Origin of the sequence: Phenylobacterium immobile (ATCC 35973) (assembly GCF_001375595.1) — a bacterium.
GTDB lineage: Bacteria > Pseudomonadota > Alphaproteobacteria > Caulobacterales > Caulobacteraceae > Phenylobacterium > Phenylobacterium immobile.
On the sequence record NZ_CVJQ01000001.1, the window covers coordinates 341,450 to 367,574 of the forward strand.

The window sequence follows — 26,125 nt, forward strand, 5'->3', positions numbered from 1 at the left end:
TTCATCTTTTGCTATGCTCGTCGTTGCGCCGTGGTGGTGGTGGTGGCGCGACCGTCAGAGCATTCTCTCGGAAGGAACCACCATGATCATCCTCGGCATTCTTCTGTCATTCGCAGCCATCGGCTTCTTCTGCTGGCTGCTCTTCACGCTCGCCGTCTTCGCGCTACCGTTCTTTGCCGGCGTCAGTGCGGGCCTATGGGCCTGTCACACTGGCGCAGGCTGGCTCGGAGCCATCATCGTCGGACTCGTCTGCGCGGCGCTCACCCTCGGCATCGGGCAATTCCTTCTGATCGTCGTGCAACCGCTATGGGCGCGGATGCTGATCGCGCTCGCCTTCGTCGCGCCCGCTGCACTTGCCGGCTATCACGCCACTCATGGCATCGTGAAACACACCATGCCCTCCGAACCCTGGCAGATCGTGTTCTCGATCATCGGCGCTGTTGCGGTCGGCGCCACGGCCTTCATGCGCGTGGCGGCGATGGCGGCCGCCGTCCCTCCGGGCCAGAGGCTTGCTCGGGCCTGACGTTCGTGATCTCCGTCGGCGGGTGGAGACAGGGCGATGTCTGCGTCAGTCTCATCGTCAACGGGATGGCGAAGGGGCGATGAAGGCGGATCGAGCAGAATCCCGATCGGCGTCCCCGGCAGAGCGTCTGACACTGCGGCTGAATGACCTGTCACTGGGCCGGGCAGCACACGGTAGCGGGCGTTCCGGTGGTGAAGAATGCGGTGGCGAAGCATACGCAGGCCAGCCGGGAGGGAGGGACAACCAAGTCGGCGGTTCATCGGCACACGTCTTTTTTGGTTTAGGAGGGCCGCCATTGTCTCCGTTCCCAATCTGTGAGCGAGCGCTCCAAACGGCCTCTTCAATGGGCTGATCTGACCGAAGGACGGCTGAAGCCTCGACCGCCTATGCCGCAACGGCGCGTCACGACTTTCTTCCCCTGGGTTTCACCCATTCCTCGCGAGGCAAGAAAGCCGCGCCTGCGCCGTCCTCCGCTTTGCTTCGGTCGCAAGCGATGCGCCGTCGGTCGCCTCCGGCCCGTCGATCGCCATCGAGGCCGCATGGTGCGGGCTCGAACACGAAAAACGGAGATTTAGTCATGGCGACCATCGGCACCTTCAAGAAGACCGGCTCGAACGAGTTCACCGGCGACATCGTCACCCTCAGCGTCCTGGCCAAGGGCGTGCGCATCGTCCCCGACCTGCGCTCCACCGGCGAAAACGCCCCCAGCTACCGCGTGTTGGTTGGCCGCGCCGAGATCGGCGCCGCCTGGTCCAAGCGCTCCAATGAGGGCCGCGACTATCTGGGCCTCAAGCTCGACGATCCGAGTTTCAACGCCCCCATCTACGCTAACCTCTTCGACGACGAGGATGGCGAGGGCTTCTCGCTCATCTGGTCCCGCCCCAACGGACGCCGGGGCGACTGAGGCCCCGGAGCAAGGCCCCGGCCACAACGGCCGGGGCCTTCATCGTCCGGCGACCGAATCAGTTCGACCCGCAGCGCCACCCGATCACGGTCGCAAAGGGAGACGCCGGATAGATTTTCGGTGGCATTGCGTCCAAGGACGACTAATATAGTCGTAGTTCTGGCGTGCGCGTTTGTGCCGGTGGGAGGTGATCATGCATGATCACCGCTCGACAATCGCGGGCCGCACGCGCGTTGCTGGGATGGACACAGGAGACGCTCGCTGACAGGGCCAGAGTATCGCTGACCGCGCTCAAGCGCCTTGAGTCCGAAAGTGGGCTCGATGTGTACGAGACCACGCGCGATCAGATACGCAGGGCGTTGGAAGCAGCTGGCGTCGTCCTCTTGTCCACGGAAAAGGGCGAAGGTGTTCTGCGACTCCATGAGCCGAACGATCGGCCGGCGAGGCTTTAGCGGCTGCGTTCACCGACGCTTCCTTCTCTGTATTTCCGGGCTGGCCTGTCATGGATCAATGACAGCGCCAGATTTGGTTAACAGGATTGGCGGGAAGGAATAAGGTCAGTGGTGATGGGTCATACTGCACCGACATTTCTGGAGGAACCGCCGCAAGGCTCGATGCTCACGCCCTATGATCGTGAGCACATGACGCTCTATTTGCGGCTGCTCGATGCCGAACGCGACCAGGCCGATTGGCGCGAAGCCGTGCAGATCCTCTTTGGCCTCGATCCTGAGCGCGAGCCAGTGCGTTGCCGCAAAATTCATGACGCGCATCTGGCGCGCGCCCGGTGGATGACCGAGCAGGGCTACCGCCAATTGCTCAGCGGAGGCAAATCCGGGTAACGCCGTGATGCCACGGCGGCATCACCCGTTGCCGAGATTCCGGCTTCCATTGATCAACCCATCCGGGAATCCTACTTCTCCCGCAATCGATTGATATGGGGAGGATAGCAATGTTGCCAGATGCGTCCCTTTGGCGCTCGTCGGCGCGCTATGATCATGTCGAGAAGCTGACAGCGTCCGGGCTCGCATGGGAATGGCTGCGCCGCAACGAAGCCTATGATCAGGATTTCGAGGCCTATGCCGCGCCCGGCGCGGACCAGGCCGCGCTCACGGCGGAAATCCGTCAGCGCTGGAGGTTGCGATTTCCCGGCAAATCCAGAGATCGAACCCCAGATCGAACCCGTCTACTGGCTGCCTCAGGATGACACCAGCGTCGTCGTCCTGACCACCGCGCCGGCCGTCCTCGTTCATCCCGGCGATCAGCCCGATAGGCTCGAACGCACGAGCGAGAAGATCGATGGACAGGGCGCCCATGCCATGGTTGCGCTCCGCGATGGCGCGCAGATGCAAATTCTCGCCATCGGCGCTGAGCCCATTGCCGCCGTAGTGCCGCTCAACCGCGAGGGGTTCAGCAGGCTCGACGCTGTTTATCGCCTGCTCGCCGCCATTCACGGCCGCGCCGTGCCGCCGGACACCCGCATAACTCAGCAGCAACGGGTGCGCATGCGACGCATGCTGCGCGCTTTCGATGGCGTTCGCGATGGCGCCACCCAGCAGGACATCGCGCAGACACTTTTCCGCACAGGCCGTTTGGATCGCGATGAATGGCAGGCTTCCAGCGCCCGTCATGCAATCAAATCAATGCTGCGCGACGCCCGCGCTATGATTGCGGGCGGCTACCGCGGTTTGCTCGGACATCACCGACGCCCCTGATCATTCCGCATCACCCCGCTGGTGGGCGATTTTGATACCCCCCAACTTCGCCCTGCAACTCGCATCTTGTGCTTCGCCATCGTGGCCATTGCCCGCCGCCAATCATCGGCAGCCGCAAGCAACCCACGAAAGGCCGACCCATGCGCCCCGATCTCGCCGTTTTGCCGCCGCGCTTTCTGCGCACCAAGGAAGCCGCCGATTTCCTCAGCCTATCGGCTCGCACGCTCGAAAAGCACCGCACCTACGGGACGGGGCCAGCTTACAAGAAACTCGGTGGCCGCGTCGTTTACGCCGTCGATGACCTGCAAGCCTGGGCCGAGCGCGGCGCGGTCACCTCCACCTCCGATCCGCGTGGCATGGTCTTGCCCGCCAAACGCCAGCCCCTTGCGGTAGCGGCGCTGTCCGGCCGCTTCGCACGCTGATCGCGGGCGGGTCACCAATGGCGACGCGGCAACATTCTTCCTCAGAGCGCGGACAACTCGACCTGTTCCGGGCGCTGCCGGGTGAGTTCGCCGTTCGAGATGCGCAGGATCTCATGGCCTATCCGTTTTTCTCCCTCTCCAAATCCCATCGCGTCGCGCCGATCGATTTCATCGGCGGCGCAGTGACGATCCGCGTCGAGTCCGTGCCCGATCACGGCATGGCGACGATCTGGGATGCCGACATCCTGATCTGGGCCGCGAGCCAGATCGTCGAGGCTCGTGACGCGGGCCTTCGCACCTCGCGTCTGATGGCAGCCACTCCCTACGAAATCCTGCGCTTCATCGGTCGCGGCACGTCTTTGCGCGACTATCAGCGCCTGAAGGCGGCGCTGGACCGGCTTCAGTCCACGACCGTCTGCACATCGATCCGCCAGCCCGCCGAGGGTCGTCGTCACCGCTTCTCGTGGATCAACGAGTGGAAGGAGCGCACCGACCGCAACGGCAGGCCGGACGGCATCGAGATGATCCTGCCCGACTGGTTCTACCAGGCGGTGCTCGATGACGCGCTCATCCTCACCATCGACCGCGCCTATTTCAATCTCGCGGGCGGCCTCGAACGCTGGCTCTACCGCATCGTGCGCAAGCATGGTGGTAGCCAGCGCAAGGGCTGGCGCTTCGACTTTCGCCATCTGCACCAGAAATCCGGCGCGCTGTCCCCGTTCAAGCGCTTCGCCTTCGAGCTGCGCGACATCATCCGTCGCCAGCCTTTGCCTGGCTACAGGCTGTTTCTGGAGGTCGAGATCGGTGGCCGAACGCTGCTTGCCTTCGAGCCTTTTCCGCCCTGTGGAAAACCTGTGGATGGCCTCGTGCCATCGGGAACCCCCAGGCCCGTGCTATCGGGAACCGCCCTATCGTGCCAGCAGGAACCCAAACGGGGTGTAACCCCATATGCCAAAACGAAAAATCCTGCCCTTAACTTAGAGTCTAACAAAGAATCTAACTCTTTAGCGCGCGCGCGCGAGGTGAAGAACCTCATTCGGGAGGCCGCCGACGCCCTCGGTTCGACCGCGAAAGCGCGCCGAAACCGCTCCCCGCAAGCCGCGTCCGACGTCCCTCAGCTTCCCTTCGCCAGTCGCTCGGGAGGCAGGCCATGATCGTGGCGTTCCTCAACCAGAAGGGCGGCGTCGGCAAGACGACGCTGGCGCTGAATCTTGCTGGCGAATGGGCCGGTAAGGGAAAGCGGGTCACGCTGATCGACGCGGACCCGCAAGCTTCGGCGCTCGACTGGTCGCAGCAGCGCAGCCGCGAAGGCCTGACGCGCCTGTTCGGCGTCGTCGGCCTGGCGCGCGATACGCTGCACCGGGAAGCCCCCGAGCTTGCCCGTGATGCCGATCACGTCGTCATCGACGGGCCGCCGCGTGTCGCCGCGCTGATGCGCTCGGCGCTTCTTGCCGCCGACCTCGTGCTGATCCCCGTCCAGCCATCACCGCTCGATGGCTGGGCCTCAGCCGAAATGCTGGCGCTCGTCGCCGAAGCGCGCATCTATCGACCCGATCTCGTTGCGCGCTTCGTGCTCAACCGTTGCGCCGCGCGCACCGTGCTGGCCCGCGAGACGGCCGAGAACCTGGCTGACCATGACCCGCCGGTGCTCGCCGCCACCATCGGACAGCGCATCGCCTTTGCGGCAGCGGCGCAATCTGGCCGACTGGTGTCCGAACTGGATGGCGAAACGCCCGCCGCACGCGAAATCGCGGCGCTGGCCGACGAAATCGAACACCTGGGCATCGGGAGGGCCGCGCTATGAGCCAGCGCCCGATCCGCCGCGGCTTCGCCGCCCGGCCCGCCGATCCCGAACACTGGATCAAGGCGGCTGACGCTCCGCCGCGTAATGGCGAGGCCGCTGGTTTCACCGCGCGGCTGACCATCGACGTGACGCCGGACCTGCGCGGCCGGATCAAGATCGCCGCGTTCAAGCGCGGCGTCACCGTCGCCGACATGCTGCGCGATCTCCTCGCGCGCGAATTTCCCGCAACCTCTGGAGACCCGTCATGACCGGCAACGCGGCCCTCCGCGTGCGCGGCGCGGCCGTGCCGATCACGCAAGCGTCCGACAATCTCACCCATGTCGAACTGACCTGGGTGGAGAAGCGCATCGAGAACTGGATCAGGTTCGGCCGCGAAGCGCGCGAGCATGTGCTCGACCGCCGCCGTCGTGTCTTTTCATATCTCCCCGGCAGCGTCTTCGCCTTCGTTCGTTGGGCGGCCAACGACTTCGGCACGATCATCTCGCGCATGGACATCGTGCGCGCGGTGATACCGGGCGAGTCCTATCAGACGCTGCCCTTTGTGAGCCCCGGCGGCGAAATCCTGCTGAAGATCGAAGGCTGGCCCAACGTTGAACAGGTGTTCCGTCACGTCGACGCGGTGGAAGCCGCAGACATCGACGCCTGCGAGGTTTGTCCCGATCACTGGCGCCACGTTCATCACCGTCTGAGCGCCGGCCAGGAGCCGCGCGCCTACACGATGGAACGTCATCAGGCATGGCTCAAGCGGCGGAGGGTCGAAGGATGACCCGCTTCGGCTATGTCATGGTGACGTATTTTTCGTTGATGGCCATTGCCATCGGTTCCTGCGTTTCCCTGCCGGTAAAGCTGCTCTGGAACGCTTCGGCCAGCGTGCCCATCGGCTTCTATGATCTGGAACGTCCAAGTCCTCTCCAGGTTGGCGATCTGGTCGCGGTCATGCCCGACATGCCGCTCGCCGACTTCATGGTCGGGCGCGGCTATGTCGGGCGCGGCGTGCCGCTGCTGAAGCACATCGCGGCGCTGCCGGGGCAGGAAGTCTGCCGCACCGGCAGCGCCGTGACGGTCGATGCGGTGCCCTTCGGCGACGCGCTCGACCATGACAGGCGCGGCCGTCCGCTGCCCGTCTGGCAGGGCTGCCGTCGCATCGCGAACGGCGAGATCTTCCTGATGAACCCATCCGTGCCCGACAGCCTCGACGGTCGCTATTTCGGCCCGCTTCCCGCACGTGACCTCATCGGCAAGGCAACGCCCCTCTACACAGACGAAGCCGGCGATGGCCGCTTCATCTGGCGCGCCGCCACGCGCTGACCGCTTCCCCATCGGCGGGAGCGGTGCTCGCCGATGATTCCTTCAACGCCACCGCCAAGGAACCGCCATGCCACAGATCGGCACATTCACTCGCGATGAAGCAGGCTTCGTCGGACATCTGACGACATTGATGATGGCCCAGGACGTGCTCATCGTCACGGCCGAACCATCGGAAACCGACAACACGCCGCAGTATCGCGTCCACATCGTCGACGGTGAGACCGGCGAGCCGGGCGCAGAGATCGGCGCGGCCTGGAGGCGCACCGGCGAGCGCGCGGGCGAATACCTCGCGCTGGTCATCGACGATCCGGCGCTGCCGCAGCCGATCCGCGCCAACCTGTTCCGTGACGACGACACCGGCAATGCCTGGTCGCTGCACTGGAGCCGTCAGCCCAAGCACGACGGAAAGGAGTGACGCCATGCGCTGCGCCGCCTTCCTTCTCCTTTCCGGCATCTCGCTCGCTTGCGGGGTTTCGGGTCCGGCCTTCGCACAAGCGCCAGGCGTCATCCGCCCGTCGCCGCGCGATCCCTATGGCGACTACATCGCCGAGGCGGCGCAGCGTTTCCAACTTCCCGCCGCATGGATACGCGCCATCCTTGCCGCCGAAAGCAACGGCGATGCGCGTGCCCTATCGCCCAAAGGCGCGATGGGCCTGATGCAGATCATGCCCGCGACATGGAGTGATCTGCGCATCCGCCATCGTCTCGGCAGCGATCCCTACGATCCGCACGACAGCATCATCGCGGGCGCGGCCTACATCCGGCTGCTTTATGACCGCTACGGATCGCCCGGCTGGATTGCCGCCTACAACGCCGGACCGGGCCGCTACGAGGCGTCGCTGAAGGGGCGCCCGCTACCGTCCGAAACGCGCGCCTATGTCGCCACCGTCGCGCCCAATCTCGACAGTGTCGGCGATCCCGGCATCACCGTCGTCGCGTCGGTAGATCCACTGGCCTGGACCCGCTCCTCATTGTTCGTGCTCGTTTCTGATCGGCAGCCCGATCGCAGACCGGCTGCCGAGTCCGTGTCGGCCGAGCGTCCGTCGAGCGATGCTTCGGCGACGCCCATCGTGCGCGATGTCTCCGCCATCGTGCCGCAGTCGAATGGCCTGTTCGTCGCGCGGGCAAACGGCGGAACGGCGCAATGAGCGCGCGGGTTCCTGTTCGCACGATAGCGCATTCCAGCGTGTCATGGGGGGCGCGAAGGGGGAGCACGGGCAACACGACCGAAGGATGGCGAGATAAAAAGCCGCGAGGTGCGGCGGTTGGCGGTCGTTTGGTTTCAAGGGGTTATGGAGCGATTTCGCGAGGTGCGGATTTTCCCCGCACCTCGCGGAAACCCGCATTTCTCCATGATTTCCGTGGCCTGACGCGATGTGCGGGGTCTCGGCCATGACCGGCGACAGCGATTTTCGCGTCCGCCCAGGCCGCATCCGCTCGTCCGGCAAACAAGCCGCGCGGCCCTTCATCGCACAGGCGCTCGCCGCCGCACAGAAGGCTGGCGCGCGTATCTCGCGCTCGGGCCGGATCACCTCTGGAACCCGCTCGACCTTCGGCCGTGGCCGCACGGCAAGCGTTCGCGCCAATCGCCTCCTGACAGGCCGTTCCCGCATCGTCGTCATCAAGACGCGGGTAGTGCGCCACCATCAGCGCGCAACGCCGCTCAAGGCCCACCTCAACTATCTGCGCCGCGAGGGCGTGACCCGTGACGGGGAGAAGGCCCTGCTATTCGGGCCGGGTAGTGACGACGTGGATGGCCGGGCTTTCGCGGAGCACTGCGAGGAAGATCGGCATCATTTCCGCTTCATCGTCTCGCCGGAGGACGCCGTGGAGATGACCGACCTCCGTGGCTTCACCCGCGAACTGATGAGCCAGATGGAAAGCGATCTTGGCACGAAGCTCGATTGGGCCGGCGTCGATCACTGGAACACCGACAATCCCCACGTCCACATCATCCTGCGCGGCCGCACCGACGATGGCCAGGATCTCGTCATCGCCCGCGACTACATCAAGGAGGGAATGCGCGCCCGCGCCGCCGATCTCGTCACGCAGGATCTCGGGCCGCGCACCGATCTCGACATCCGCCGCAATCTAGACCGGCAGGTCGAGGCCGAGCGCTGGACCCAGCTCGACCGCCAGCTCGTGCGCGACGGACACGACACCGGCGTCATCGACATAGCGCCCGACCGCCACGCCACGCCCGACGAATATCATGCCTTGAAGGTTGGCCGTCTTCGCAAGCTGGAATCGCTCGGCCTCGCCGATCAGGTCGGCCCCGGCCAATGGATGATCGCCAATGATGCCGAGCCGACGCTACGCGAGATGGGCGAGCGCGGCGACATCATCAAGCGGATGCACCGCGCGCTGACCGAACGCGGCATCGAGCGAAGTTCGGCGGGCTATGTCCTCGCCGCCGAAAATCTCGATACGCCGATCATCGGCCGGCTGGTCGATCGTGGTCTCGACGATGAGCTGAAGGGCACGGCCTACGCTGTGATCGATGGCGTCGACGGCCGCACTCACCACGTCAGGCTGCGCGATCTCGACGCCGCCGGCGACAGCGTGACGGGATCAATCGTCGAGCTTCGCAGGTTCGAGGACGCCAAGGGCGAGCGCCGCGTCGCGCTCGCTGTCCGTTCCGATCTTGACATCGACCGCCAGATTACCGCGACAGGCGCGACCTGGCTCGACCGGCAGAATATTTCCCGCGAGCCGGTGGCGCTATCGGAAGGCGGCTTCGGCGCCGAGGTGCGCCACGCCATGAGCGCCCGCGCCGCCCATCTGGTCGAACAGGGCTTCGGCGAACGGCACGGTCAGCGAGTCACTTTTGGCCGCAACCTGATCGATACGTTGCGCCGCCGAGAACTGGACGCGCTCGGCGAGAAGCTCGCTGCCGAGACTGGCCAACCCTTCAACCGCGCGGGCAACGGCGAATATGTCGCCGGCTCCTATCGCCAGCGCATCACGCTCGCCTCCGGCCGCTTCGCCATGATCGACGATGGCCTTGGCTTCCAGCTCGTGCCGTGGACGCCGTCCCTCGAAAAGCAGCTCGGCCGTCATGTCTCCGGCGTCGCCCGCGATGACGGCGGCATCGACTGGAGCTTCGGGCGCAAGCGCGGCCTGGGCCTCTGATTTTCTCCAAGACCCTTTGCCCAAAAAGGAATTGCCTATGTCCGCGACCAAAATCCTCTGGGGCCAGATCCTCGCCGTCTTCACCATCGTCTTTCTTTGCATCTGGGGCGCGACCGAATGGGTTGCGTGGCGGCTCGCCTTCCAGCCCGAACTCGGACACCCCTGGTTCACTTTACTGGGCTTCCCCTTCTACTATCCGCCGTCCTTCTTCTGGTGGTGGTATGGGTATGATGCCTACGCCCCGTCGATCTTCATCGAGGGCGCCTATATCGCGGCATCAGGCGGTCTGATCGCCGCCGCCGTGGCGATCGGCATGTCGGTCTGGCGGGCGCGCGAAGCCAAGAAGGTCGAGACCTATGGTTCGGCGCGCTGGGCCGATACGGCGGAAGTGAAGGCTGCCGGGCTGCTTGGTCCCGATGGGGTGGTGCTCGGTCGTTATACCCACGACTATCTTCGCCACGACGGGCCGGAGCATGTGCTGTGCTTCGCGCCGACCCGCTCAGGCAAGGGCGTCGGCCTCGTCATCCCCTCGCTGCTGACCTGGCCGGGCTCGGCCATCGTCCACGACATCAAGGGCGAGAACTGGCAGCTCACCGCCGGTTTCCGCGCCCGGCACGGCCGCGTCTTGCTGTTCGACCCGACCAACGCGAGGTCCTCCGCCTACAATCCGCTGCTCGAAGTGCGGCGCGGCGAGTGGGAAGTCCGCGACGTCCAGAACATCGCCGACATCCTGGTCGATCCCGAGGGCAGCCTCGAAAAGCGCAGCCATTGGGAGAAGACCAGTCACGCCCTGCTGGTCGGTGCGATCCTGCATGTCCTCTACGCCGAGGCGGACAAGACGCTGGCCGGCGTCGCCGCTTTCCTCTCAGATCCGAAGCGCCCGATCGAGTCGACGCTCAACGCCATGATGAAAACTGCACATCTCGGCGATGCCGGGCCGCATCCCGTCATCGCCAGCGCTGCCCGCGAGCTGCTCAACAAATCCGACAACGAACGCTCGGGCGTACTGTCCACCGCCATGTCGTTCCTCGGCCTCTACCGCGATCCCGTTGTAGCCGAGGTGACGCGCCGCTGCGATTGGCGCATCACTGACATCGTAGAGGGCAAACAGCCGACGACGCTCTACCTCGTCGTCCCGCCCTCCGACATCAACCGCACCAAGCCGTTGATCCGCCTGATCCTCAATCAGGTCGGACGTCGCCTGACCGAGGATTTGCAGGCCAAGGCCGGGCGCCACCGGCTGCTGCTCATGCTGGACGAGTTTCCGGCGCTGGGACGGCTCGACTTCTTCGAGTCGGCGCTCGCCTTCATGGCCGGCTACGGGCTGAAGTCCTTCCTGATCGCGCAGTCGCTGAATCAGATCGAGAAAGCCTACGGCGCCAACAACTCGATCCTCGACAACTGCCATGTGCGCGTCAGCTTCGCCACCAACGACGAGCGCACCGCCAAGCGTGTGTCGGACGCGCTCGGCACCGCGACCGAAATGAAGGCGATGAAGAACTATGCCGGGAGCCGGTTGTCCCCCTGGCTCGGGCATCTGATGGTGTCGCGCTCTGAAACCGCCCGGCCGCTGCTCACACCGGGCGAGGTGATGCAGCTTCCCGCGACCGACGAGATCGTCATGATCGCTGGCACGCCGCCGATCCGGGCGAAGAAGGCACGCTACTTCGAGGATCGTCGATTGCAGGAGCGCATCCTGCCGCCGCCGACTTTGAAGGCGGCGCAGGGTCGCCCCGACGACTGGACATCGCTGCCAGTGCCGCAGCGCCCGCAGATCGCGCCACAGAAGTCCGCGCCGGAAGCCGAGGACGACGATCCGACCGAATCCGAGCGCCGCCGTCAGCCCGAACTCAACCGCGTGCAGCCGGTCGAGAAGAAGGAGACGATTGAGAATGAGTTCGAGATTGGCCTCAACGAAGACGACGAGGATGACGCTGCCCGCAACAGCCGCATGAACCGGCTCATGCAAAGCGTCGCCCGTCAGGCGTCACTCGATCCCGCCGATGACATGGATATGTGAGGCCGCGATGAGCAAACCCGCCCGCAAGCAGCGTCTGTCCGTCTATCTCGATCCCGCCGTGATGACCCGTCTCGCCGATCATGCCGCGCGGCGGGATCATTCCCGATCGCTGATCGCGGAGGCTGCCATCGAATCCTTCCTGTCGCCCGACGCGGCCGAGCGACAGGAAGCCGCCCTCACCAAGCGGCTCGACCAGTTCGACCGACGCATGGTTCGGCTTGAGCGCGACGTCGGGATTTCCGTCGAGATGCTGGCGGTGTTCGTCCGCTTTTGGCTCGCCACCACGCCCACGCTGTCCGAACCCGTCGCGAAAGCCGCCCATGCGAAGACGGCCGAACGCTATGGTGCCTTCGTGACTGCGCTTGGGCGACGTCTCGCCAAGGGGCCAAAGCTGCGGCAGGAGATCGCGGAGGATGTAGGCGTCCCAAACGGCGATGATTCCCACGCGCGGGACGAATAATCATCGGACGACGTCATTCAAGTTAAGGCCGGTGCCGCCGATCTCCTGTATTTGCACGCTACACCACTACGCCGATAAATCCTTGTTGAATCCGCCCTAAATCAGGCTCTTTTACTCAACCCCGCAAGGGGAAGGTCTGTCGATCCCCGCTGAACTCGGGGCGACATGAAGGCTTCACATCATAATTCGGAAGGCTTGGCGCGCGGCGCGCGGATGCTGCGCACGGCGCTCGGCCCGGCCATCGCGCGGTTTCTGGAAGACGCCACCGTCGTCGAGGTGATGCTGAACCCGGACGGGCGCATCTGGATCGACCGGCTGTCCGAAGGATTGTCCGATACGGGTGAGCGGCTATCGCCCGCCGATGGCGAACGGATCGTGCGCCTGGTCGCGCACCATGTCGGCGCTGAGGTTCATGCCGACGCGCCGCGCGTCTCGGCAGAACTGCCCGAGACGGGAGAGCGGTTCGAGGGGCTTCTTCCCCCCGTAGTCGCCGCGCCAGCCTTTGCGATCCGTAAGCCCGCCGTGGCGGTGTTCACGCTCGACGATTATGTCGCGGCCGGGATCATGTCAGGGGGACAGGCCGAGGCGCTTCGCCAAGGCGTTGCGTCTCGCGCCAACATCCTCGTCGCCGGCGGCACCTCGACCGGTAAAACCACGCTGACCAATGCGCTGCTCGCCGAGGTGGCGAAGACCTCCGATCGCGTCGTCATCATCGAGGATACGCGCGAGCTGCAATGCGCTGCGCCCAATCTCGTCGCCATGCGCACAAAGGATGGCGTCGCCTCGCTGTCCGATCTCGTCCGCTCGTCGCTGCGCCTACGCCCTGACCGTATCCCGATTGGTGAGGTGCGAGGGGCGGAAGCGCTGGACCTCCTCAAGGCATGGGGCACCGGCCATCCAGGCGGCGTCGGCACGATCCACGCCGGTTCGGCGATCGGCGCGCTGCGTCGCATGGAGCAGCTCATTCAGGAAGCCGTGGTCACGGTTCCGCGCCCGCTGATCGCCGACACGATCGATCTCGTCGCCGTGCTGTCGGGCCGCGGTTCTGCACGCCGGCTCGCCGAACTCGCCCGCGTCGAGGGCCTCGGCCCCGACGGCGATTACCGCGTCACACCCGCCATCAGCACCCCGGTTTTCGAGGGTGACGGCGGTGACCCCGCCACTCTCAACCCTAGCCACGAAGGAGAAAACCTGTGATCCAACGCCTGCGCACTATGCGCCTATCCCACCTGCGCCACCGTCTCGCCATGACCGTATCGGTCGCGACGCTCAGTGTGGTGATGGCTGCGCCCGCCTACGCCTCCGGCTCGTCCATGCCGTGGGAAGCCCCACTGCAATCGATCCTCCAGTCGATCGAAGGCCCGGTCGCCAAGATCATCGCCGTCATCGTCATCATCTCTACCGGCCTGGCGCTGGCGTTCGGCGATACGTCGGGCGGCTTCCGCCGCCTCATCCAGATCGTGTTCGGCCTTAGCATCGCCTTCGCCGCGTCGAGTTTCTTCCTGTCGTTCTTCTCGTTCGGCGGCGGAGCGCTGGTTTGATGGCGGGCGTCGTCGATCAGGGCGGGGAAGTTCCCGGCTACACGGTCCCGCTGCACCGGGCGCTGTCCGAACCGATCCTGCTCGGCGGCGCACCGCGCGCCATCGCGATCATGAACGGCACGCTCGCGGGCGCTGTCGGCTTGGGACTTCGCCTCTGGCTGGTCGGCCTCGCCATCTGGGCGATTGGTCATTTCGCGGCGGTATGGGCCGCCAAGCGCGATCCGCTCTTCGTCGATGTCGTGCGCCGCCATCTGCGCATTCCCGCGCACCTTTCGGTTTGAGCGAGGACCTGGCCGTGATGAACCTCGCCGAATATCGCAACAAGAATGGTCGCCTCGCCGACTTCCTGCCGTGGGTGGCGCTGATCGGTGAAGGCATCGTCCTCAACAAGGACGGCAGTTTTCAGCGGACGGCGCAGTTCCGTGGGCCGGACCTCGACAGCGCCGTGCCCGCCGAATTGGTCGCTGTCGCCGGCCGCCTCAACAACGCCTTCCGCCGTCTCGGCTCAGGCTGGGCGATCTTCGTCGAAGCGCAACGGCATGTCTCGAACCGCTATCCCAAAAGCAAATTCCCGGATTCGGCGTCGGCGCTGGTCGATGCCGAGCGCAAGGCCGACTTCGAGGAAGCCGGCGCACATTTCGAGTCCAGCTACTTCCTGACCTTCTGTTATCTGCCGCCGGCGGAAGACGCAGCCCGCGCCGAGACCTGGCTTTACGAAGGCCGCGACCGGTCGGGCGTCGATCCGCACGAGGCGCTGACCGGCTTCGCCGACCGTATCGATCGCATCCTGCGTCTCGTCGAAGCCTTCATGCCGGAATGTGTCTGGCTCGATGATGCCGAGACACTGACCTATCTGCACGCTTGCGTCTCAACCAAGCGGCACCGGGTTCGCGTGCCAGAAACGCCGATGTATCTCGACGCTCTACTCGCCGATCAGCCGCTGACTGGCGGCCTCGAACCAATGCTCGGCAACCAGCACATCCGTGTGCTGACCATCACCGGCTTTCCGACCGCGACGACGCCCGGCCTACTCGACGAGTTGAACCGGATGGCGTTCCCCTATCGGTGGAGCACGCGCGCGATCCTGCTCGACAAGACTGACGCGACGAAGCTCCTCACCAAGATCCGCCGCCAGTGGTTCGCAAAGCGCAAGTCGATCGCCGCGATCCTCAAGGAAGTGATGACCAATGAAGCGTCGGCGCTGGTCGATACGGACGCCTCGAACAAGGCGGCAGACGCTGACCTCGCGTTGCAGGAACTCGGCGCCGACTATGCCGGGATCGCCTACGTCACCGCGACGGTGACGGTGTGGGACGCCGATCCGCGTACCGCCGACGAAAAACTGCGCCTCGTCGAGAAGGTCATTCAGGGCCGTGACTTCACGGCGATGGCCGAGACCATCAATGCCGTGGACGCCTGGCTCGGATCACTGCCGGGGCATGTCTATGCCAACGTCCGGCAACCGCCGATCTCCACGCTCAATCTCGCCCACATGATTCCCCTGAGCGCCGTGTGGGCGGGGCCGGAACGGGACGAGCATTTCGCAGCGCCCCCGCTGCTCTTCGGAAAGACTGAAGGCTCGACCCCGTTCCGGTTTTCCCTGCACGTCGGCGATGTCGGCCACACGCTGATCGTCGGGCCGACCGGTGCGGGCAAGTCCGTCCTGCTGGCTCTGATAGCGATGCAGTTCCGGCGCTATGCCGGCGCGCAGGTGTTCGCCTTCGATTTCGGCGGCTCGATCCGCGCTGCCGCACTCGCCATGCGGGGCGACTGGCATGATCTGGGTGGCGGTCTCACCGAAGGCAGCGCCGACAGCGTATCGCTTCAGCCACTCGCCCGCGTCGATGACCCCGCCGAACGGGCATGGGCGGCCGACTGGCTCGCCGCGATCCTGTCCCGTGAGAGCGTCGCGCTCACGCCAGAGGTGAAAGAGCACCTCTGGACGGCGCTGACCTCACTGGCGTCTGCGCCGATCGAGGAACGCACGATCACGGGCCTATGTGTCCTCTTGCAGTCCAACGACCTCAAGCAGGCATTGCGACCCTATTGCATCGGCGGGGCATGGGGGCGGTTGCTCGACGCGGAGAGCGAACATCTCGGCACGGCGACGGTCCAAGCTTTCGAGACCGAGGGGCTGATCGGCACGGAAGCTACACCCGCCGTGCTCGCCTATCTGTTCCACCGGATCGAAGATCGGCTCGACGGATCGCCCACGCTCATCATCGTCGATGAAGGATGGCTCGCGCTCGACGACGAGGGCTTCGCCGGCCAGCTCCGCGAATGGCTGAAGACGCTGCGCAAGAAGAACGCGAGCGTCATCTTCGCCACGCAAAGCCTGTCCGACATCGACGGCTCGGCGATCGCTCCCGCCATCATCGAAAGCTGCCAGACCCGGATTCTGCTCCCGAACGAGCGGGCGATCGAACCCCAGATCACCGCCATCTATCGCCGCTTCGGCCTCAACGACCGGCAGATCGAGATCGTCGCGCGGGCCATGCCCAAGCGCGATTACTACTTCCAGTCGCGGCGTGGCAACCGCCTGTTCGAGCTGGGTCTCAGCCAAGTGGCGCTGGCGCTGTGCGCTGCCTCGGCGAAGACCGACCAGACCGCGATCGCCAACATTATCGCGGAACACGGACCCGAAGGCTTCCTCGACGCATGGCTGCGTCTTCGCGGCGTCGACTGGGCCGCCGATCTCATTCCCAACCTGACCAACCTGGAGAAACTGCAATGAAACTACGCCGCACTCGTGCGGCGCGGCTCGCTGCCGCGCTGCTCATCGCTCCGTTCGCCATCGCCCCGATGCTGGCGACGCCCGCGCAGGCGCAATGGACCGTGTTTGATCCGTCCAACTACGCGCAGAACCTGCTGACTGCGGCGCGGTCGCTCCAGCAGATCAACAATCAGATCACCAGCCTGCAAAACCAGGCGCAGTCGCTCATCAACCAGGCCCGCAATCTCGCCAGCCTGCCTTATTCCTCGCTGCAACAGCTCCAGCAGTCCGTTCAGCGGACGCAGCAGCTTCTCAGTCAGGCGCAGAACATCGCTTATAATGTTCAGCAGATCGATCAGGTGTTCCAGAGCAAATACGCCAACGTGTCGATGTCAGCGTCGGACACGCAACTGATCGCCGATGCCAAGACCCGCTGGCAGAACACGGTCGGCAGTTTGCAGGATGCCATGCGCGTGCAAGCCACCGTGGTCGGCAACATCGACACCAACCGCACGCAGATGTCGGCGCTGGTCGGATCGAGCCAATCAGCGACGGGGGCATTGCAAGCAACGCAGGCCGGCAACCAGCTTCTCGCGTTGCAGGCCCAGCAACTCGCCGACCTCACCGCTGTCGTCGCCGCCAACGGGCGAGCGCAGGCGCTGCGAGATGCCGAACAGGCAGCCGCCGCCGAACAGGGGCGCGAACAACGCCGCCGATTCCTGACACCCGGTGCGGGCTATCAGCCGGGCAATGCCCGGATGTTCCCCAGCAGCGGCAACTGAGGAACGGGCGATGGACGGCAAGAGCCTCGCGCGCATCGGCGCCGTCATCTTCGTCGCGGTTGCGATCACCGCGACTACGATCGAGATGAACCGCCATGAGGTTGCGCCGGACAATGTTGCGACACAGGCGCGTCCTGTCACGGAGCGAGATCCGCTGGATGCGGAACTCACCCGGTGCAGCGGGATCGGTGAGGCCGGCGCGCGCGATCCGTCCTGCCTGAAAGCCTGGGCTGACAACCGCCGCCGGTTTCTCGGCCCCGACCGGGAAGGACGCTGACCATGCAGGGCACCGGCGTCATCGACCATTTCCTTGAGGTCTTCACCCGCTACATCGACGGCGGCTTCGGCCTGTTGCAGGGCGAGGTGGCGTTTATCGCCACCACGTTGATCGTCATCGACGTGACCCTGGCCGCGCTATTCTGGTCGTGGGGGGCAGACGACGACATCATCGCTCGCTTGGTCAAGAAAACGCTGTTCGTCGGCGTCTTCGCTTACATCATCGGCAACTGGAACAACCTTGCCCGCATCATCTTCGAGAGCTTCGCTGGTCTCGGCCTGAAGGCGTCCGGCACCGGCTTCACCGTCTCCGATCTCCTGCGCCCCGGCAAGGTCGCGCAGACCGGACTCGATGCCGGGCACCCACTGCTCGAATCCATCTCGAACCTGATGGGCTACTGGTCCTTCTTCGAGAATTTCATCCAGATCGCCTGCATGCTGTTCGCCTGGGCGCTCGTGCTCATCGCTTTCTTCGTGCTCGCCATCCAGCTCTTCGTGACGCTGATCGAGTTCAAGCTTTCCACACTCGCCGGTTTCGTCCTCATTCCGTTCGGCCTGTTCGGCAAATCCGCTTTCATGGCCGAACGGGTGCTCGGCAATGTCATCTCGTCGGGCATCAAGGTCATGATGCTGGCCGTCATTATCGGTATCGGCTCGACGCTCTTCTCCGAGTTCACCGCTGGTTTCGGCGGAGCCACGCCGTCGATCGACGATGCGATGGCCATCGTTCTCGCGGCGCTGACGCTCCTGGGCCTCGGCATCTTCGGTCCCGGCATTGCCAACGGTCTCGTTTCCGGTGGTCCGCAACTCGGCGCAGGCGCAGCGATCGGCACGGGTCTCGCCGCCGGCGGCATGGCGGCAACGGGTGCGGCGACGGTTGGCGCTGTCGCGTCCGGTGGCGCTGCCCTCGTGGGCGGCGCCGCAGCGGCAGCACGTGGCGGTGCGGCGCTCGCCGGTGGCGCGTCGACTGCCTACAGCCTTGGTGCTGCCGGTCAGAGCGGCGCATCGGGCGTCGCCTCTGGTCTCGGCAATGTCGCTAGCACAGGCGCACAGGCGGCCGTCTCACCCCTGAAGCGCGCAGCCAGCCGCGCAGCCGACAGTATGAAGCAGAGCTACCAGTCCGGTGCGCGTGCAGCGTTTGAGGTGTCGGGCGGATCGTCGACCGCAGGAACTATCGGCGGCGATGCTGCTGACACCGCGTCGGCACCTGCCGCATCAGCCGCCACCGACGGCCCGCCCGCCTGGGCCAAGCGCATGAAACGCTCGCAGCAATTGACCCACGGCGTTCAGGCCGCCGCCCATGCGGTGCGCAGCGGCGACAGCCACGGCGGCGGCTCTTCCGTCAACCTCTCCGAAAGCGACTGACCATGTTCAAACGACCTTCCACCCACTACGGCAAATCCCCACAGCCCGAGACGCCTTATCAACGCGCCGCGCAGATCTGGGACGAGCGCATCGGTTCGGCCCGCGTGCAGGCGCGGAACTGGCGATTGATGGCCTTCGGTTCTTTGGCGCTGTCTGCCGGTTTGTCGGCGGGATTGTTCTGGCAGTCGATGAACGGCTCGATCGTTCCGTGGGTGGTGCAGGTCGATCGGTTGGGCCAGGCGCAAGCCGTTGCCCCCGCGACCGCCGACTATCAGCCCAATGACGCGCAGATCGCCTTCTACCTCGCGCGCTTCATCGAACAGGTCCGGTCCATCCCCGCCGATGCGATCATCGTGCGGCAGAACTGGTTGCGCGCCTATGACTTCACCACGCAGGGCGGCGCGCTGGCTCTCAACGACTATGCCCGCGCCAACGACCCATTCGCCAAGGTCGGCAAGCAACAGATCGCAGTAGAAGTCTCCAGCGTGATCCGGGCGTCGCCGACGAGCTTCCGCGTCGCCTGGATCGAGCGCCGCTATCAAGACGGCAGCCTCGCCGATACGGCCCGCTGGTCCGCCATCCTCACTGTCGCCGTGCAGCCGCCGCGCGACGCCGACACGCTGCGGAAGAACCCGCTCGGAATCTACATCAACGCCATCAACTGGTCGAAGGAGCTTGGACAATGACGCCGACCTTCCGCACAGCCGGGAAGCCGGCTTTCCGCAATGCTTCACTCGCGGCTCTGCTGCTTTCCGCGTCCGCGCTCGCCGGGTGCGCCGGTCACATACCTCCACCTGAAATTTCCTATGACGATGCCGCGCCTGCTGTGCAGACAGTCGATCCGCCCGCGCCGGTCAGGGTGGTCGCACTGCCGCAACCGCTGCCGCTTCCCGGCCAGTTGAAGCCGGTGGGGAAGGACGGCAAGCCAGAACCTGAAGCCGCCGATCCGACCGTGCGCGTCAATCAGGCGAACGCCGCCGCGCGGATGCAGCCGGTGCGTAACGGCTTCATCAATTCGATGCAGGTCTATCCCTTCGTCGATAGCGCCCTCTATCAGGTCTATGCTTCGCCGGGACAGATAACCGACATAAGCCTCCAGCCGGGCGAACAACTCGTCGGCTCCGGTCCCGTCGCCGCCGGCGACACCGTGCGCTGGATCATCGGCGATACCGAAAGCGGCATCGGCGCGACGAAACAAATCCATATTCTCGTCAAGCCGACCCGCGCCGAACTGATGACCAATCTCGTCATCAACACCGACCGGCGCACCTATCATATGGAACTGCGCTCGACGCCCTCGACCTATATGGCTTCAGTATCCTGGCAATATCCGCAGGACCAGCTCATCGCGCTGCGCCGCCAAAACAGCCAAGCCGAAGCACAACAGCCGGTCGCCAATGGAATTGACCTATCCCGCGTCAATTTCCGTTATGAGGTGGCCGGCGACCGCGCGCCGTGGCGGCCATTGCGCGCCTTCGACGATGCCCGTCAGGTGTTCATCGAGTTTCCGCGCGGCATCGGCCAGGGCGAAATGCCGCCGCTGTTCGTCGTCGGTCCAGAGGGCAATACCTCGGAACTGGTCAACTATCGCGTGCGCGGCAATTACATGATCGTCGACCGCTTGTTTGCGGCTGCGGAACTGCGCTTCGGAGCAGATAAGAACCAGAAGCGCGTTCGCATCTCCCGCACTGATGGGAGGCCCGCGTCGTGAGCACCGAACGTGATCCCGAGAAGGAAGCAGGGGTGAGGCCTGAATCGGCCTCGCCACCCGAAACGGCAGAGGATGACTCTCGTCCCCTCACCGGCGAGCCAGTGGCGCCGATGCGGCTGCGCCCTGAACCGCCGCGAGTCACCCGCCTGTCACGCAAAGTTCTGGCCGGTCTCGGCCTGGCGGCCAGTCTGGGTGTCGGCGGTGCGCTGATCTACGCGCTCCAGACCCGGCACGTAGGCAATCAAGGCCAGGAACTCTTTTCCACCGACAACCGCACGACTCCGGACGGACTGTCGGGCCTGCCGAAGGACTATAGCGGCGTGCCCAAGCTCGGCCCGGCGCTACCAGGCGATCTCGGCCGGCCGATTCTCAATGGACCGAACGGCAGCCAAGCTGGTGCGGCGCCTGGGATCGCCACGGTCTCCGGTCCCAGCCCGGAAGAACAGCGGCGGGCGCAGGAGCTGGAATCGGCGCGAACTGCTCGGCTGTTTGCCCCCACGGAAACGCGGCCAGGCAATACTGCAACGACAGCGCCCGCCGCGACGACAGCGCCGTCCGCGACAGACCTTGCCAGCCTCGGCCTGGCGCCGCAGCCGTCGACGCCTTCCGCCCAGGATCGCCAGCTCGCTTTCCTCAACCAGACGCCCGACAAGCGCACGGTCTCGCCGGATCGTGTTGCGGCGCCGGCATCGGCCAATGTGCTTCAGGCGGGCGCGGTGATTTCCGCTGCGCTGATCACCGGCATCCGTTCCGATCTGCCCGGCCAGATCACCGCGCAGGTGACGGAGAACATTTACGACAGCCCGACGGGCAAGATCCTACTCATCCCGCAGGGCACGCGGGTTATCGGTCAGTATGACGCAGGCGTCGGCTTCGGACAGCGCCGCGTCCTCCTCGTCTGGAACCGGCTGATGTTTCCCAACGGCCGATCCATAGTGCTGGAACGCCAACCCGGCGCGGACGCCGAGGGTTACGCCGGACTTGAAGACGGCGTCGATTATCATTGGGGGGAACTCTTCAAGTCGGCCGCCCTTTCAACGCTCCTCAGCGTCGGGGCCGAGGCCGGGACCAGCCAGAACGAAAACAACCTCGTCCAGGCGCTACGCCAGGGCGCGTCGAACAGCATAAGCCAGACCGGGCAACAGATCGTCACCCGCCAGCTCAACATCGCACCGACGCTGACCGTCCGACCGGGCTTCCCGGTCAGGGTCATCGTGACGCGCGACCTTGTCCTCGAACCCTACGGAGGTTGACGTGGCGAAGCTAAAACTCGGTCCCATCGCCAACGACAAGCCGGTGAAGATCACCGTCGAGCTACCCGCTGCGCTTCATCGCGATCTCGTCGCCTACGCCGAAATCCTCGGTCGGGAAGCGGGGCAGCCTGCGGCAGATCCCGGTCGGCTGATTGTGCCGATGCTTGAGCGGTTCATTCTGACGGATCGCGGCTTTGCAAAGGCAAGGCGGGCCGGAACGGGGCCTGCTGGTTCTCGCTGAGCACCGCTTCACCTTCCTCCCGCGCCATCGTCCGTGCAAGATCAAGTAGGCTCCTCAGGGCGGGATTGTCATTGCGCGGCGACCAGACCGCGCAGAACGGCAAAATCTCGCCATTGATCGGGCGGAATACCACGCCGGGAAATTGCGCCGCCGTTGTCGCCTCGCTCGTCACCGTCAAGCCGCGCCCGAGTGCGACCAGCCGCATGAGATTGTCGCGGCCCACCGCCTGCTGCTGAATATCGGGATGGCGCCCAAGGTCTGCGAGGCGCTGGACGAGATAGTCGTGGATCTCCTCGCCGGGCGCGCTTTCGCTGACGATGAAAGCCTCGCCTGCAAGTTCGTCGAAATGGACCTGTTCGGCATCGGCCCGTGGATGGCCGGTGGGCAGCACCACATGAATCCGTTCGGACCACAGGTGCTGACTGTCGCAGTCAGGCCATTCGGCGGTGCCGGTGATGAAGGCTATGTCAAGTTGGTGCTGACGAACCGCCGCCACATGCTCGGCTGGATTGCCATCGACGAAGGTCAGCTGGACCGCGCGGTGACGTTCGCCGAACGTCTGTATCAGATCGGAAAGAAACCCCGAGGCCAGCGACGAGAAAATACCGATCCTGACGTGACCGTCCTCGCCACGGCCGATCGCCGCCACTTCAGCCTTGGCCATCCCGATTTCGGACAAGGCCTTGCGCCCACGCAACACGAATTGCTTGCCGGCATGGGTCAGTTTGACGCCGCCAGACGAGCGGATGAAAAACGTCGTGCCGAGGCGATCCTCCAATTCACGAATGCGGCGGCTGATCGCCGATTCCTGCACTCCGAGCGCCGCTGCGGCCCGCCGAAAGCTGCCGTGGTCCGCCGCAGCAATCACATAGCTGATGTGACGGACCTGAATTGGCAATCGGAAGGCCTCCTAATCAGCTTCGAACATCAAACTCTCAATTCTCAACAGACAGATCGGGCGAAAGCAGGTCAGCATTTGTCCATCAGATCATCGATTTTTGCAGCTTTGATGTAGCGTGCCGGATTGGGATCTACCGCCAGCGCCTTGAAGTGTGCTTCACCGCAGGCAATCTTTGCGGCCTCCTGATCGCGCAGATCGTCTACGAACATACTGCCCTTGGTCTCGACAACGAAATACAGCCGCTCTTCTCCACTCACCTCCACCATGACTGCCCAATCTGGATTGTAACTGCCCAATGGTGTCGGCACTCTGAACCAGCCAGGCAGCTTGGCGTAAATTTTGACCGCCTCGTTCTTTTCGAGCTGTTCGGCGAAGGTGCGCTCAACGCCGCCGGAATCGTAGATGACATGCTCGAAGACCGACTTCTGCGCGTCCTTCAGCATGTTGCGCAGATAGCCGGTCAGCTCTTCCTGCTGAAAAAGCTCCTGCGCGTAATAGGCGTCATCGCCGACGCGCTGGTATTTGATGCCGTCGACAACGGCCAGCCGCTTGGTCCGGTTGATGACCTCGCCCGCGATCTCGATGAACGCCTGCGGGTTGCGCTTGAAGTCGTTCAGCCGGCCGCACTCGGTCAGGATGCGAACCAGGCTTTTGCGGGTGAGTTGCGTTCGGTCCTGAAGGTCGGTCAGCACATCAGGCAGAACGATGTCGCCTTCCTCGATGGTGACAATCGTGCCGCTATCCTTGTCGCGCTCTTTGGCCAGAACGCCGCCCTGACCGATCGAAAGGTCGGCCTTTCTGATCCGCACGCGTGCTTTCGACACGGCTGGTCCGTTGGCGATGGCCTTCGCGCAATCGGTGAGCAGCTTTTCGTTGTCGAAATGAACGCGGTAGGTCGTCTTGTGCTTGATCCGGTCCCAGAGCGCGTGAAACTCCGGGCTTTCTAGAATGGCCTGTCGCGTTCTTACGACGACACGCTCATCCGCATTCTTGATGTCGAGCTTGCCCGCCACCTTTTTGAGAAGGTCGCGCACCGCCGGCAAATGCGGCGTCAGCGCTGGCGGCAGGGTGAATGACCCATCCTTGAGCGCCGTGCGCAAGGTGTCCTGCACCTTGCCCTTGGCATCGACAAAGCCCTGCGTCTTAAGGTGCTCGAAGATGGCAGCGGACTCGTCGAAACCCAGCATTCCGGTTGAGCCGTCAGCCTTGACGATCGGGATCGCCGCGAACTGATGCTTCTCGACGATGCCAAACTTGATCCCCGTGTCCTTCTCGATTTCCTTTTGTAGATTCTCAGCAAACTCCTCGTAGCTTTCTGTGGCGATCACGGTCAGCGTGTTGATGTCGAAGCCGCGCAGGCGTTCGCCCTTCTGGTTGACGCAAAGACGCAGGCCGCGGCCGATGGTCTGCCGACGCTCGCGCTCTGTGCCAATCTCGCGCAGCGCGCAGATCTGGAACACATTGGGGTTATCCCAGCCCTCTTTCAGCGCCGAATGGGAGAAGATGAACTTCAGCTTCGTTTCGAAACCGAGCAGCTTTTCCTTGTCCTTCATGATCAAGCTATAGGCCCGCTCGGCATTGTCGCGCGCCGACTGGTTGTTGTCCGCCGTGTCGGTCCAGCGCCGCGCCTTATCGATTGAGAAGTATCCATCGTGGACCTCCTCAGCCTCGGACGTCAGATCGACCTCCTTGAAAAGGCTGACGAACTCGGGGAGCTTTGCCGCGCGGCGGTATTCTTCCTCGAACATCCGCGCGTACTTCCCCTTCACGGGGTGTCCGTCGGCATCATACGAACGGTAGTGCTCCACCGCATCGATGAAGAACAGGCTGAGCACCTTGATGCCCAACGGCGCAAGCCGGGTTTCCTTCACGAGGTGTTCGTGAATGGTGCGGCGGATCATCAGGCGCTTCAGCGCGTCCGCGTCCACATCGCCCACGGCCTGGCCGGGCTGGAGAAATGTCTCACTGCCCGGCAGCTTCACTTCGAGAAGCTGGTTGTCGCGCCCGGTGCGGATTTCGCCGATCCGGCAATCGGCATAAAGCGCGCGCCCGGTCAGCTCCTCCAGATTATCGCCGTCTTGCACGACGACTTCCTTGCGGCGAACCTGCTTGCCCTCCAGCGCGTCGATCTCGACGCGCGCCGTGATCGGCCCCTTGCCGTTGCTGGCGGAGATGAACCGCACATAGGCCTTGTTGTGGCCGCCCTCGACTTCGAGCGACGCCACCTCGATCTGCTTGACCAGCTTGCGCTCATAGGCGTCCACCGCGTCCAACCGGAACACCATGTGGTGCTTGTCGACATGGGTGGCCGAATAGCGAAGGGTGCAGAGTGGGTTCATCTCGCCAAGGGCGCTCTTGCCAGCGCCGGAAAGGCCGCCATCGACGCTTTGCGGCTCATCGACGATCAGGATCGGGCGTGTGGCGCGGATCAGGTCGATCGGCCGTTCGCCGCCGGTCTTCTCGCTATCCTTGTAGAGGTTGTTAACGTCCTTCTTGTTGATGGCGCCGACAGTCACCACCATGATCTGGATGTTCGGGCTGGTGGCGAAATTGCGCACCTGACCGAGCTTGGCGGAATCATAAAGGAAATAGTCATAGGGTTGGCCCGAATAGAGCCCCTTGAAATGTTCCTCGGTGATTTGCAGCGTCTTGTAGACGCCTTCCTTGATCGCGACCGAGGGCACCACGATCACGAATTTGGTGAAGCCATAGAGCTTGTTCAGCTCGAAGACCGTCCGCAGGTAGACGTAAGTTTTGCCGGTGCCGGTCTCCATTTCCACGGTGAAATCGCCCGAGGTCAGGCCGGTTGACGGCGCGAGGCCGCCGCGAAGCTGAATATCCTTGAGGTTGGCGACAATCTCGTCATCGAGCAGGGTCAGCCGGTTGCCGATGCCCAATTCGCTTTCGACAAGGCCGAGTTCCCCCTGAATGCCGCCAGCGCCTTGGCGCGTGACGGTGAATTCGGTGCGGTTGATCTCCTGGCCGCGAAACAGGTCGGCGACGGCCTCAATGGCGAGCTTCTGATAATCGAGATCGGGTTCGAAATGCAGTTTCATC

At 64.3% G+C, this 26,125-nt stretch carries 30 protein-coding genes; 28 read left to right on the top strand and 2 right to left on the bottom strand.

Going from position 1 to position 26,125, the window contains the following annotated elements; genetic code table 11:
• Window positions 1-82 precede the first annotated feature (82 nt).
• The 28 genes from BN1313_RS01620 (at window position 83) to BN1313_RS01755 (ending at window position 22,167) form a co-directional block, all read left to right on the top strand.
• Window positions 83-523, top strand: coding sequence for a hypothetical protein (locus BN1313_RS01620; RefSeq protein ID WP_091735688.1), 441 nt, complete (start codon window positions 83-85; stop codon window positions 521-523).
• A gap of 577 nt (window positions 524-1,100) precedes the next feature.
• Window positions 1,101-1,427 carry a DUF736 domain-containing protein gene (locus BN1313_RS01625; protein WP_091735690.1) on the top strand — a complete coding sequence of 109 codons (327 nt, stop codon included), beginning with the start codon at window positions 1,101-1,103 and terminating at the stop codon, window positions 1,425-1,427.
• Between the two features lie 197 nt (window positions 1,428-1,624).
• Window positions 1,625-1,879 (top strand): helix-turn-helix domain-containing protein, encoded by a 255-nt coding sequence (locus tag BN1313_RS01630; RefSeq protein ID WP_091735692.1) that lies wholly within the window; start codon window positions 1,625-1,627, stop codon window positions 1,877-1,879.
• 114 nt (window positions 1,880-1,993) lie between these two features.
• Window positions 1,994-2,266 carry a DNA -binding domain-containing protein gene (locus BN1313_RS01635; RefSeq protein WP_091735695.1) on the top strand — a complete coding sequence of 91 codons (273 nt, stop codon included), beginning with the start codon at window positions 1,994-1,996 and terminating at the stop codon, window positions 2,264-2,266.
• A gap of 110 nt (window positions 2,267-2,376) precedes the next feature.
• Window positions 2,377-2,631 (top strand): transcriptional regulator domain-containing protein, encoded by a 255-nt coding sequence (locus BN1313_RS16805; RefSeq protein WP_091735697.1) that lies wholly within the window; start codon window positions 2,377-2,379, stop codon window positions 2,629-2,631.
• A gap of 139 nt (window positions 2,632-2,770) precedes the next feature.
• Window positions 2,771-3,139, top strand: coding sequence for a DUF2285 domain-containing protein (locus BN1313_RS17055; protein WP_425414982.1), 369 nt, complete (start codon window positions 2,771-2,773; stop codon window positions 3,137-3,139).
• A gap of 140 nt (window positions 3,140-3,279) precedes the next feature.
• The gene (locus tag BN1313_RS01650) at window positions 3,280-3,561 is read left to right on the top strand and encodes a helix-turn-helix transcriptional regulator (RefSeq protein ID WP_091735702.1); all 282 of its coding nucleotides are present in this window, start codon (window positions 3,280-3,282) and stop codon (window positions 3,559-3,561) included.
• A gap of 17 nt (window positions 3,562-3,578) precedes the next feature.
• Window positions 3,579-4,715 carry a replication initiator protein A gene (locus tag BN1313_RS01655; protein ID WP_091735704.1) on the top strand — a complete coding sequence of 379 codons (1,137 nt, stop codon included), beginning with the start codon at window positions 3,579-3,581 and terminating at the stop codon, window positions 4,713-4,715.
• Window positions 4,712-5,365, top strand: a complete 654-nt coding sequence (gene parA, locus BN1313_RS01660; protein ID WP_091735707.1) for a ParA family partition ATPase — start codon at window positions 4,712-4,714, stop codon at window positions 5,363-5,365. Before BN1313_RS01655 ends, parA begins: the two co-directional genes overlap by 4 nt.
• A complete protein-coding gene (locus BN1313_RS01665) occupies window positions 5,362-5,613 on the top strand; it encodes a ribbon-helix-helix protein (protein WP_091735710.1) in 252 nt (83 codons plus the stop codon). Before parA ends, BN1313_RS01665 begins: the two co-directional genes overlap by 4 nt.
• Window positions 5,610-6,131 carry a DUF2840 domain-containing protein gene (locus BN1313_RS01670; RefSeq protein ID WP_091735713.1) on the top strand — a complete coding sequence of 174 codons (522 nt, stop codon included), beginning with the start codon at window positions 5,610-5,612 and terminating at the stop codon, window positions 6,129-6,131. The genes BN1313_RS01665 and BN1313_RS01670 overlap by 4 nt, the downstream gene beginning before the upstream one ends.
• Window positions 6,128-6,673, top strand: a complete 546-nt coding sequence (locus BN1313_RS01675; RefSeq protein ID WP_091735716.1) for a S26 family signal peptidase — start codon at window positions 6,128-6,130, stop codon at window positions 6,671-6,673. The genes BN1313_RS01670 and BN1313_RS01675 overlap by 4 nt, the downstream gene beginning before the upstream one ends.
• 67 nt (window positions 6,674-6,740) lie before the next feature.
• Window positions 6,741-7,088, top strand: a complete 348-nt coding sequence (locus BN1313_RS01680) for a DUF736 domain-containing protein (RefSeq protein ID WP_091735719.1) — start codon at window positions 6,741-6,743, stop codon at window positions 7,086-7,088.
• Window positions 7,089-7,092: 4 nt separating this feature from the next.
• Window positions 7,093-7,821 carry a lytic transglycosylase domain-containing protein gene (locus BN1313_RS01685; protein WP_091735722.1) on the top strand — a complete coding sequence of 243 codons (729 nt, stop codon included), beginning with the start codon at window positions 7,093-7,095 and terminating at the stop codon, window positions 7,819-7,821.
• 244 nt (window positions 7,822-8,065) lie between these two features.
• Window positions 8,066-9,805: a relaxase/mobilization nuclease domain-containing protein gene (locus BN1313_RS01690; protein WP_091742101.1), complete on the top strand. Its 1,740-nt coding sequence runs from the start codon at window positions 8,066-8,068 to the stop codon at window positions 9,803-9,805.
• A gap of 37 nt (window positions 9,806-9,842) precedes the next feature.
• Complete coding sequence (locus tag BN1313_RS01695) at window positions 9,843-11,825, top strand: conjugal transfer protein TraG (protein ID WP_091735724.1); 1,983 nt, start codon at window positions 9,843-9,845, stop codon at window positions 11,823-11,825.
• A 61-nt stretch (window positions 11,826-11,886) separates the two neighbouring features.
• Window positions 11,887-12,285 carry a CopG family transcriptional regulator gene (locus tag BN1313_RS01700; protein WP_425414983.1) on the top strand — a complete coding sequence of 133 codons (399 nt, stop codon included), beginning with the start codon at window positions 11,887-11,889 and terminating at the stop codon, window positions 12,283-12,285.
• A 213-nt stretch (window positions 12,286-12,498) separates the two neighbouring features.
• On the top strand, window positions 12,499-13,482 hold the full coding sequence (gene trbB, locus BN1313_RS01705) for a P-type conjugative transfer ATPase TrbB (RefSeq protein WP_091742105.1): 984 nt from the start codon (window positions 12,499-12,501) through the stop codon (window positions 13,480-13,482).
• A gap of 17 nt (window positions 13,483-13,499) precedes the next feature.
• The gene (locus BN1313_RS01710) at window positions 13,500-13,826 is read left to right on the top strand and encodes a TrbC/VirB2 family type IV secretion system protein (protein WP_091742111.1); all 327 of its coding nucleotides are present in this window, start codon (window positions 13,500-13,502) and stop codon (window positions 13,824-13,826) included.
• Complete coding sequence (locus tag BN1313_RS01715; protein WP_091735730.1) at window positions 13,826-14,107, top strand: VirB3 family type IV secretion system protein; 282 nt, start codon at window positions 13,826-13,828, stop codon at window positions 14,105-14,107. The genes BN1313_RS01710 and BN1313_RS01715 overlap by 1 nt, the downstream gene beginning before the upstream one ends.
• A 14-nt stretch (window positions 14,108-14,121) precedes the next feature.
• A complete protein-coding gene (gene trbE / locus BN1313_RS01720; protein ID WP_091742108.1) occupies window positions 14,122-16,560 on the top strand; it encodes a conjugal transfer protein TrbE in 2,439 nt (812 codons plus the stop codon).
• Entirely contained in the window at window positions 16,557-17,321 is a 765-nt protein-coding gene (trbJ, locus tag BN1313_RS01725) for a P-type conjugative transfer protein TrbJ (protein ID WP_091735733.1), read from the top strand. Before trbE ends, trbJ begins: the two co-directional genes overlap by 4 nt.
• A 10-nt stretch (window positions 17,322-17,331) precedes the next feature.
• The gene (gene trbK-alt / locus BN1313_RS01730) at window positions 17,332-17,598 is read left to right on the top strand and encodes a putative entry exclusion protein TrbK-alt (RefSeq protein WP_091735735.1); all 267 of its coding nucleotides are present in this window, start codon (window positions 17,332-17,334) and stop codon (window positions 17,596-17,598) included.
• A 2-nt stretch (window positions 17,599-17,600) separates the two neighbouring features.
• On the top strand, window positions 17,601-18,962 hold the full coding sequence (gene trbL / locus BN1313_RS01735) for a P-type conjugative transfer protein TrbL (protein WP_091735739.1): 1,362 nt from the start codon (window positions 17,601-17,603) through the stop codon (window positions 18,960-18,962).
• 2 nt (window positions 18,963-18,964) lie between these two features.
• Window positions 18,965-19,648 carry a conjugal transfer protein TrbF gene (gene trbF / locus BN1313_RS01740; RefSeq protein WP_091735741.1) on the top strand — a complete coding sequence of 228 codons (684 nt, stop codon included), beginning with the start codon at window positions 18,965-18,967 and terminating at the stop codon, window positions 19,646-19,648.
• Entirely contained in the window at window positions 19,645-20,673 is a 1,029-nt protein-coding gene (gene trbG / locus BN1313_RS01745) for a P-type conjugative transfer protein TrbG (RefSeq protein WP_091735745.1), read from the top strand. The genes trbF and trbG overlap by 4 nt, the downstream gene beginning before the upstream one ends.
• Window positions 20,670-21,926 (top strand): TraB/TrbI/VirB10 family type IV secretion system protein, encoded by a 1,257-nt coding sequence (locus tag BN1313_RS01750; RefSeq protein WP_176695861.1) that lies wholly within the window; start codon window positions 20,670-20,672, stop codon window positions 21,924-21,926. The genes trbG and BN1313_RS01750 overlap by 4 nt, the downstream gene beginning before the upstream one ends.
• Window positions 21,927-21,969: 43 nt before the next feature.
• On the top strand, window positions 21,970-22,167 hold the full coding sequence (locus BN1313_RS01755) for a DUF2274 domain-containing protein (protein WP_425415026.1): 198 nt from the start codon (window positions 21,970-21,972) through the stop codon (window positions 22,165-22,167).
• On the opposite strand, the gene BN1313_RS01760 is transcribed toward BN1313_RS01755, so the two are convergent.
• Together BN1313_RS01760 and BN1313_RS01765 are read right to left on the bottom strand one after the other, a co-directional pair.
• Entirely contained in the window at window positions 22,100-23,065 is a 966-nt protein-coding gene (locus tag BN1313_RS01760) for a LysR family transcriptional regulator (RefSeq protein WP_218054304.1), read from the bottom strand. The genes BN1313_RS01755 and BN1313_RS01760 overlap by 68 nt on opposite strands.
• A 71-nt stretch (window positions 23,066-23,136) precedes the next feature.
• A complete protein-coding gene (locus tag BN1313_RS01765) occupies window positions 23,137-26,124 on the bottom strand; it encodes a type III restriction-modification system endonuclease (RefSeq protein ID WP_091735754.1) in 2,988 nt (995 codons plus the stop codon).
• Window position 26,125 lies beyond the last annotated feature (1 nt).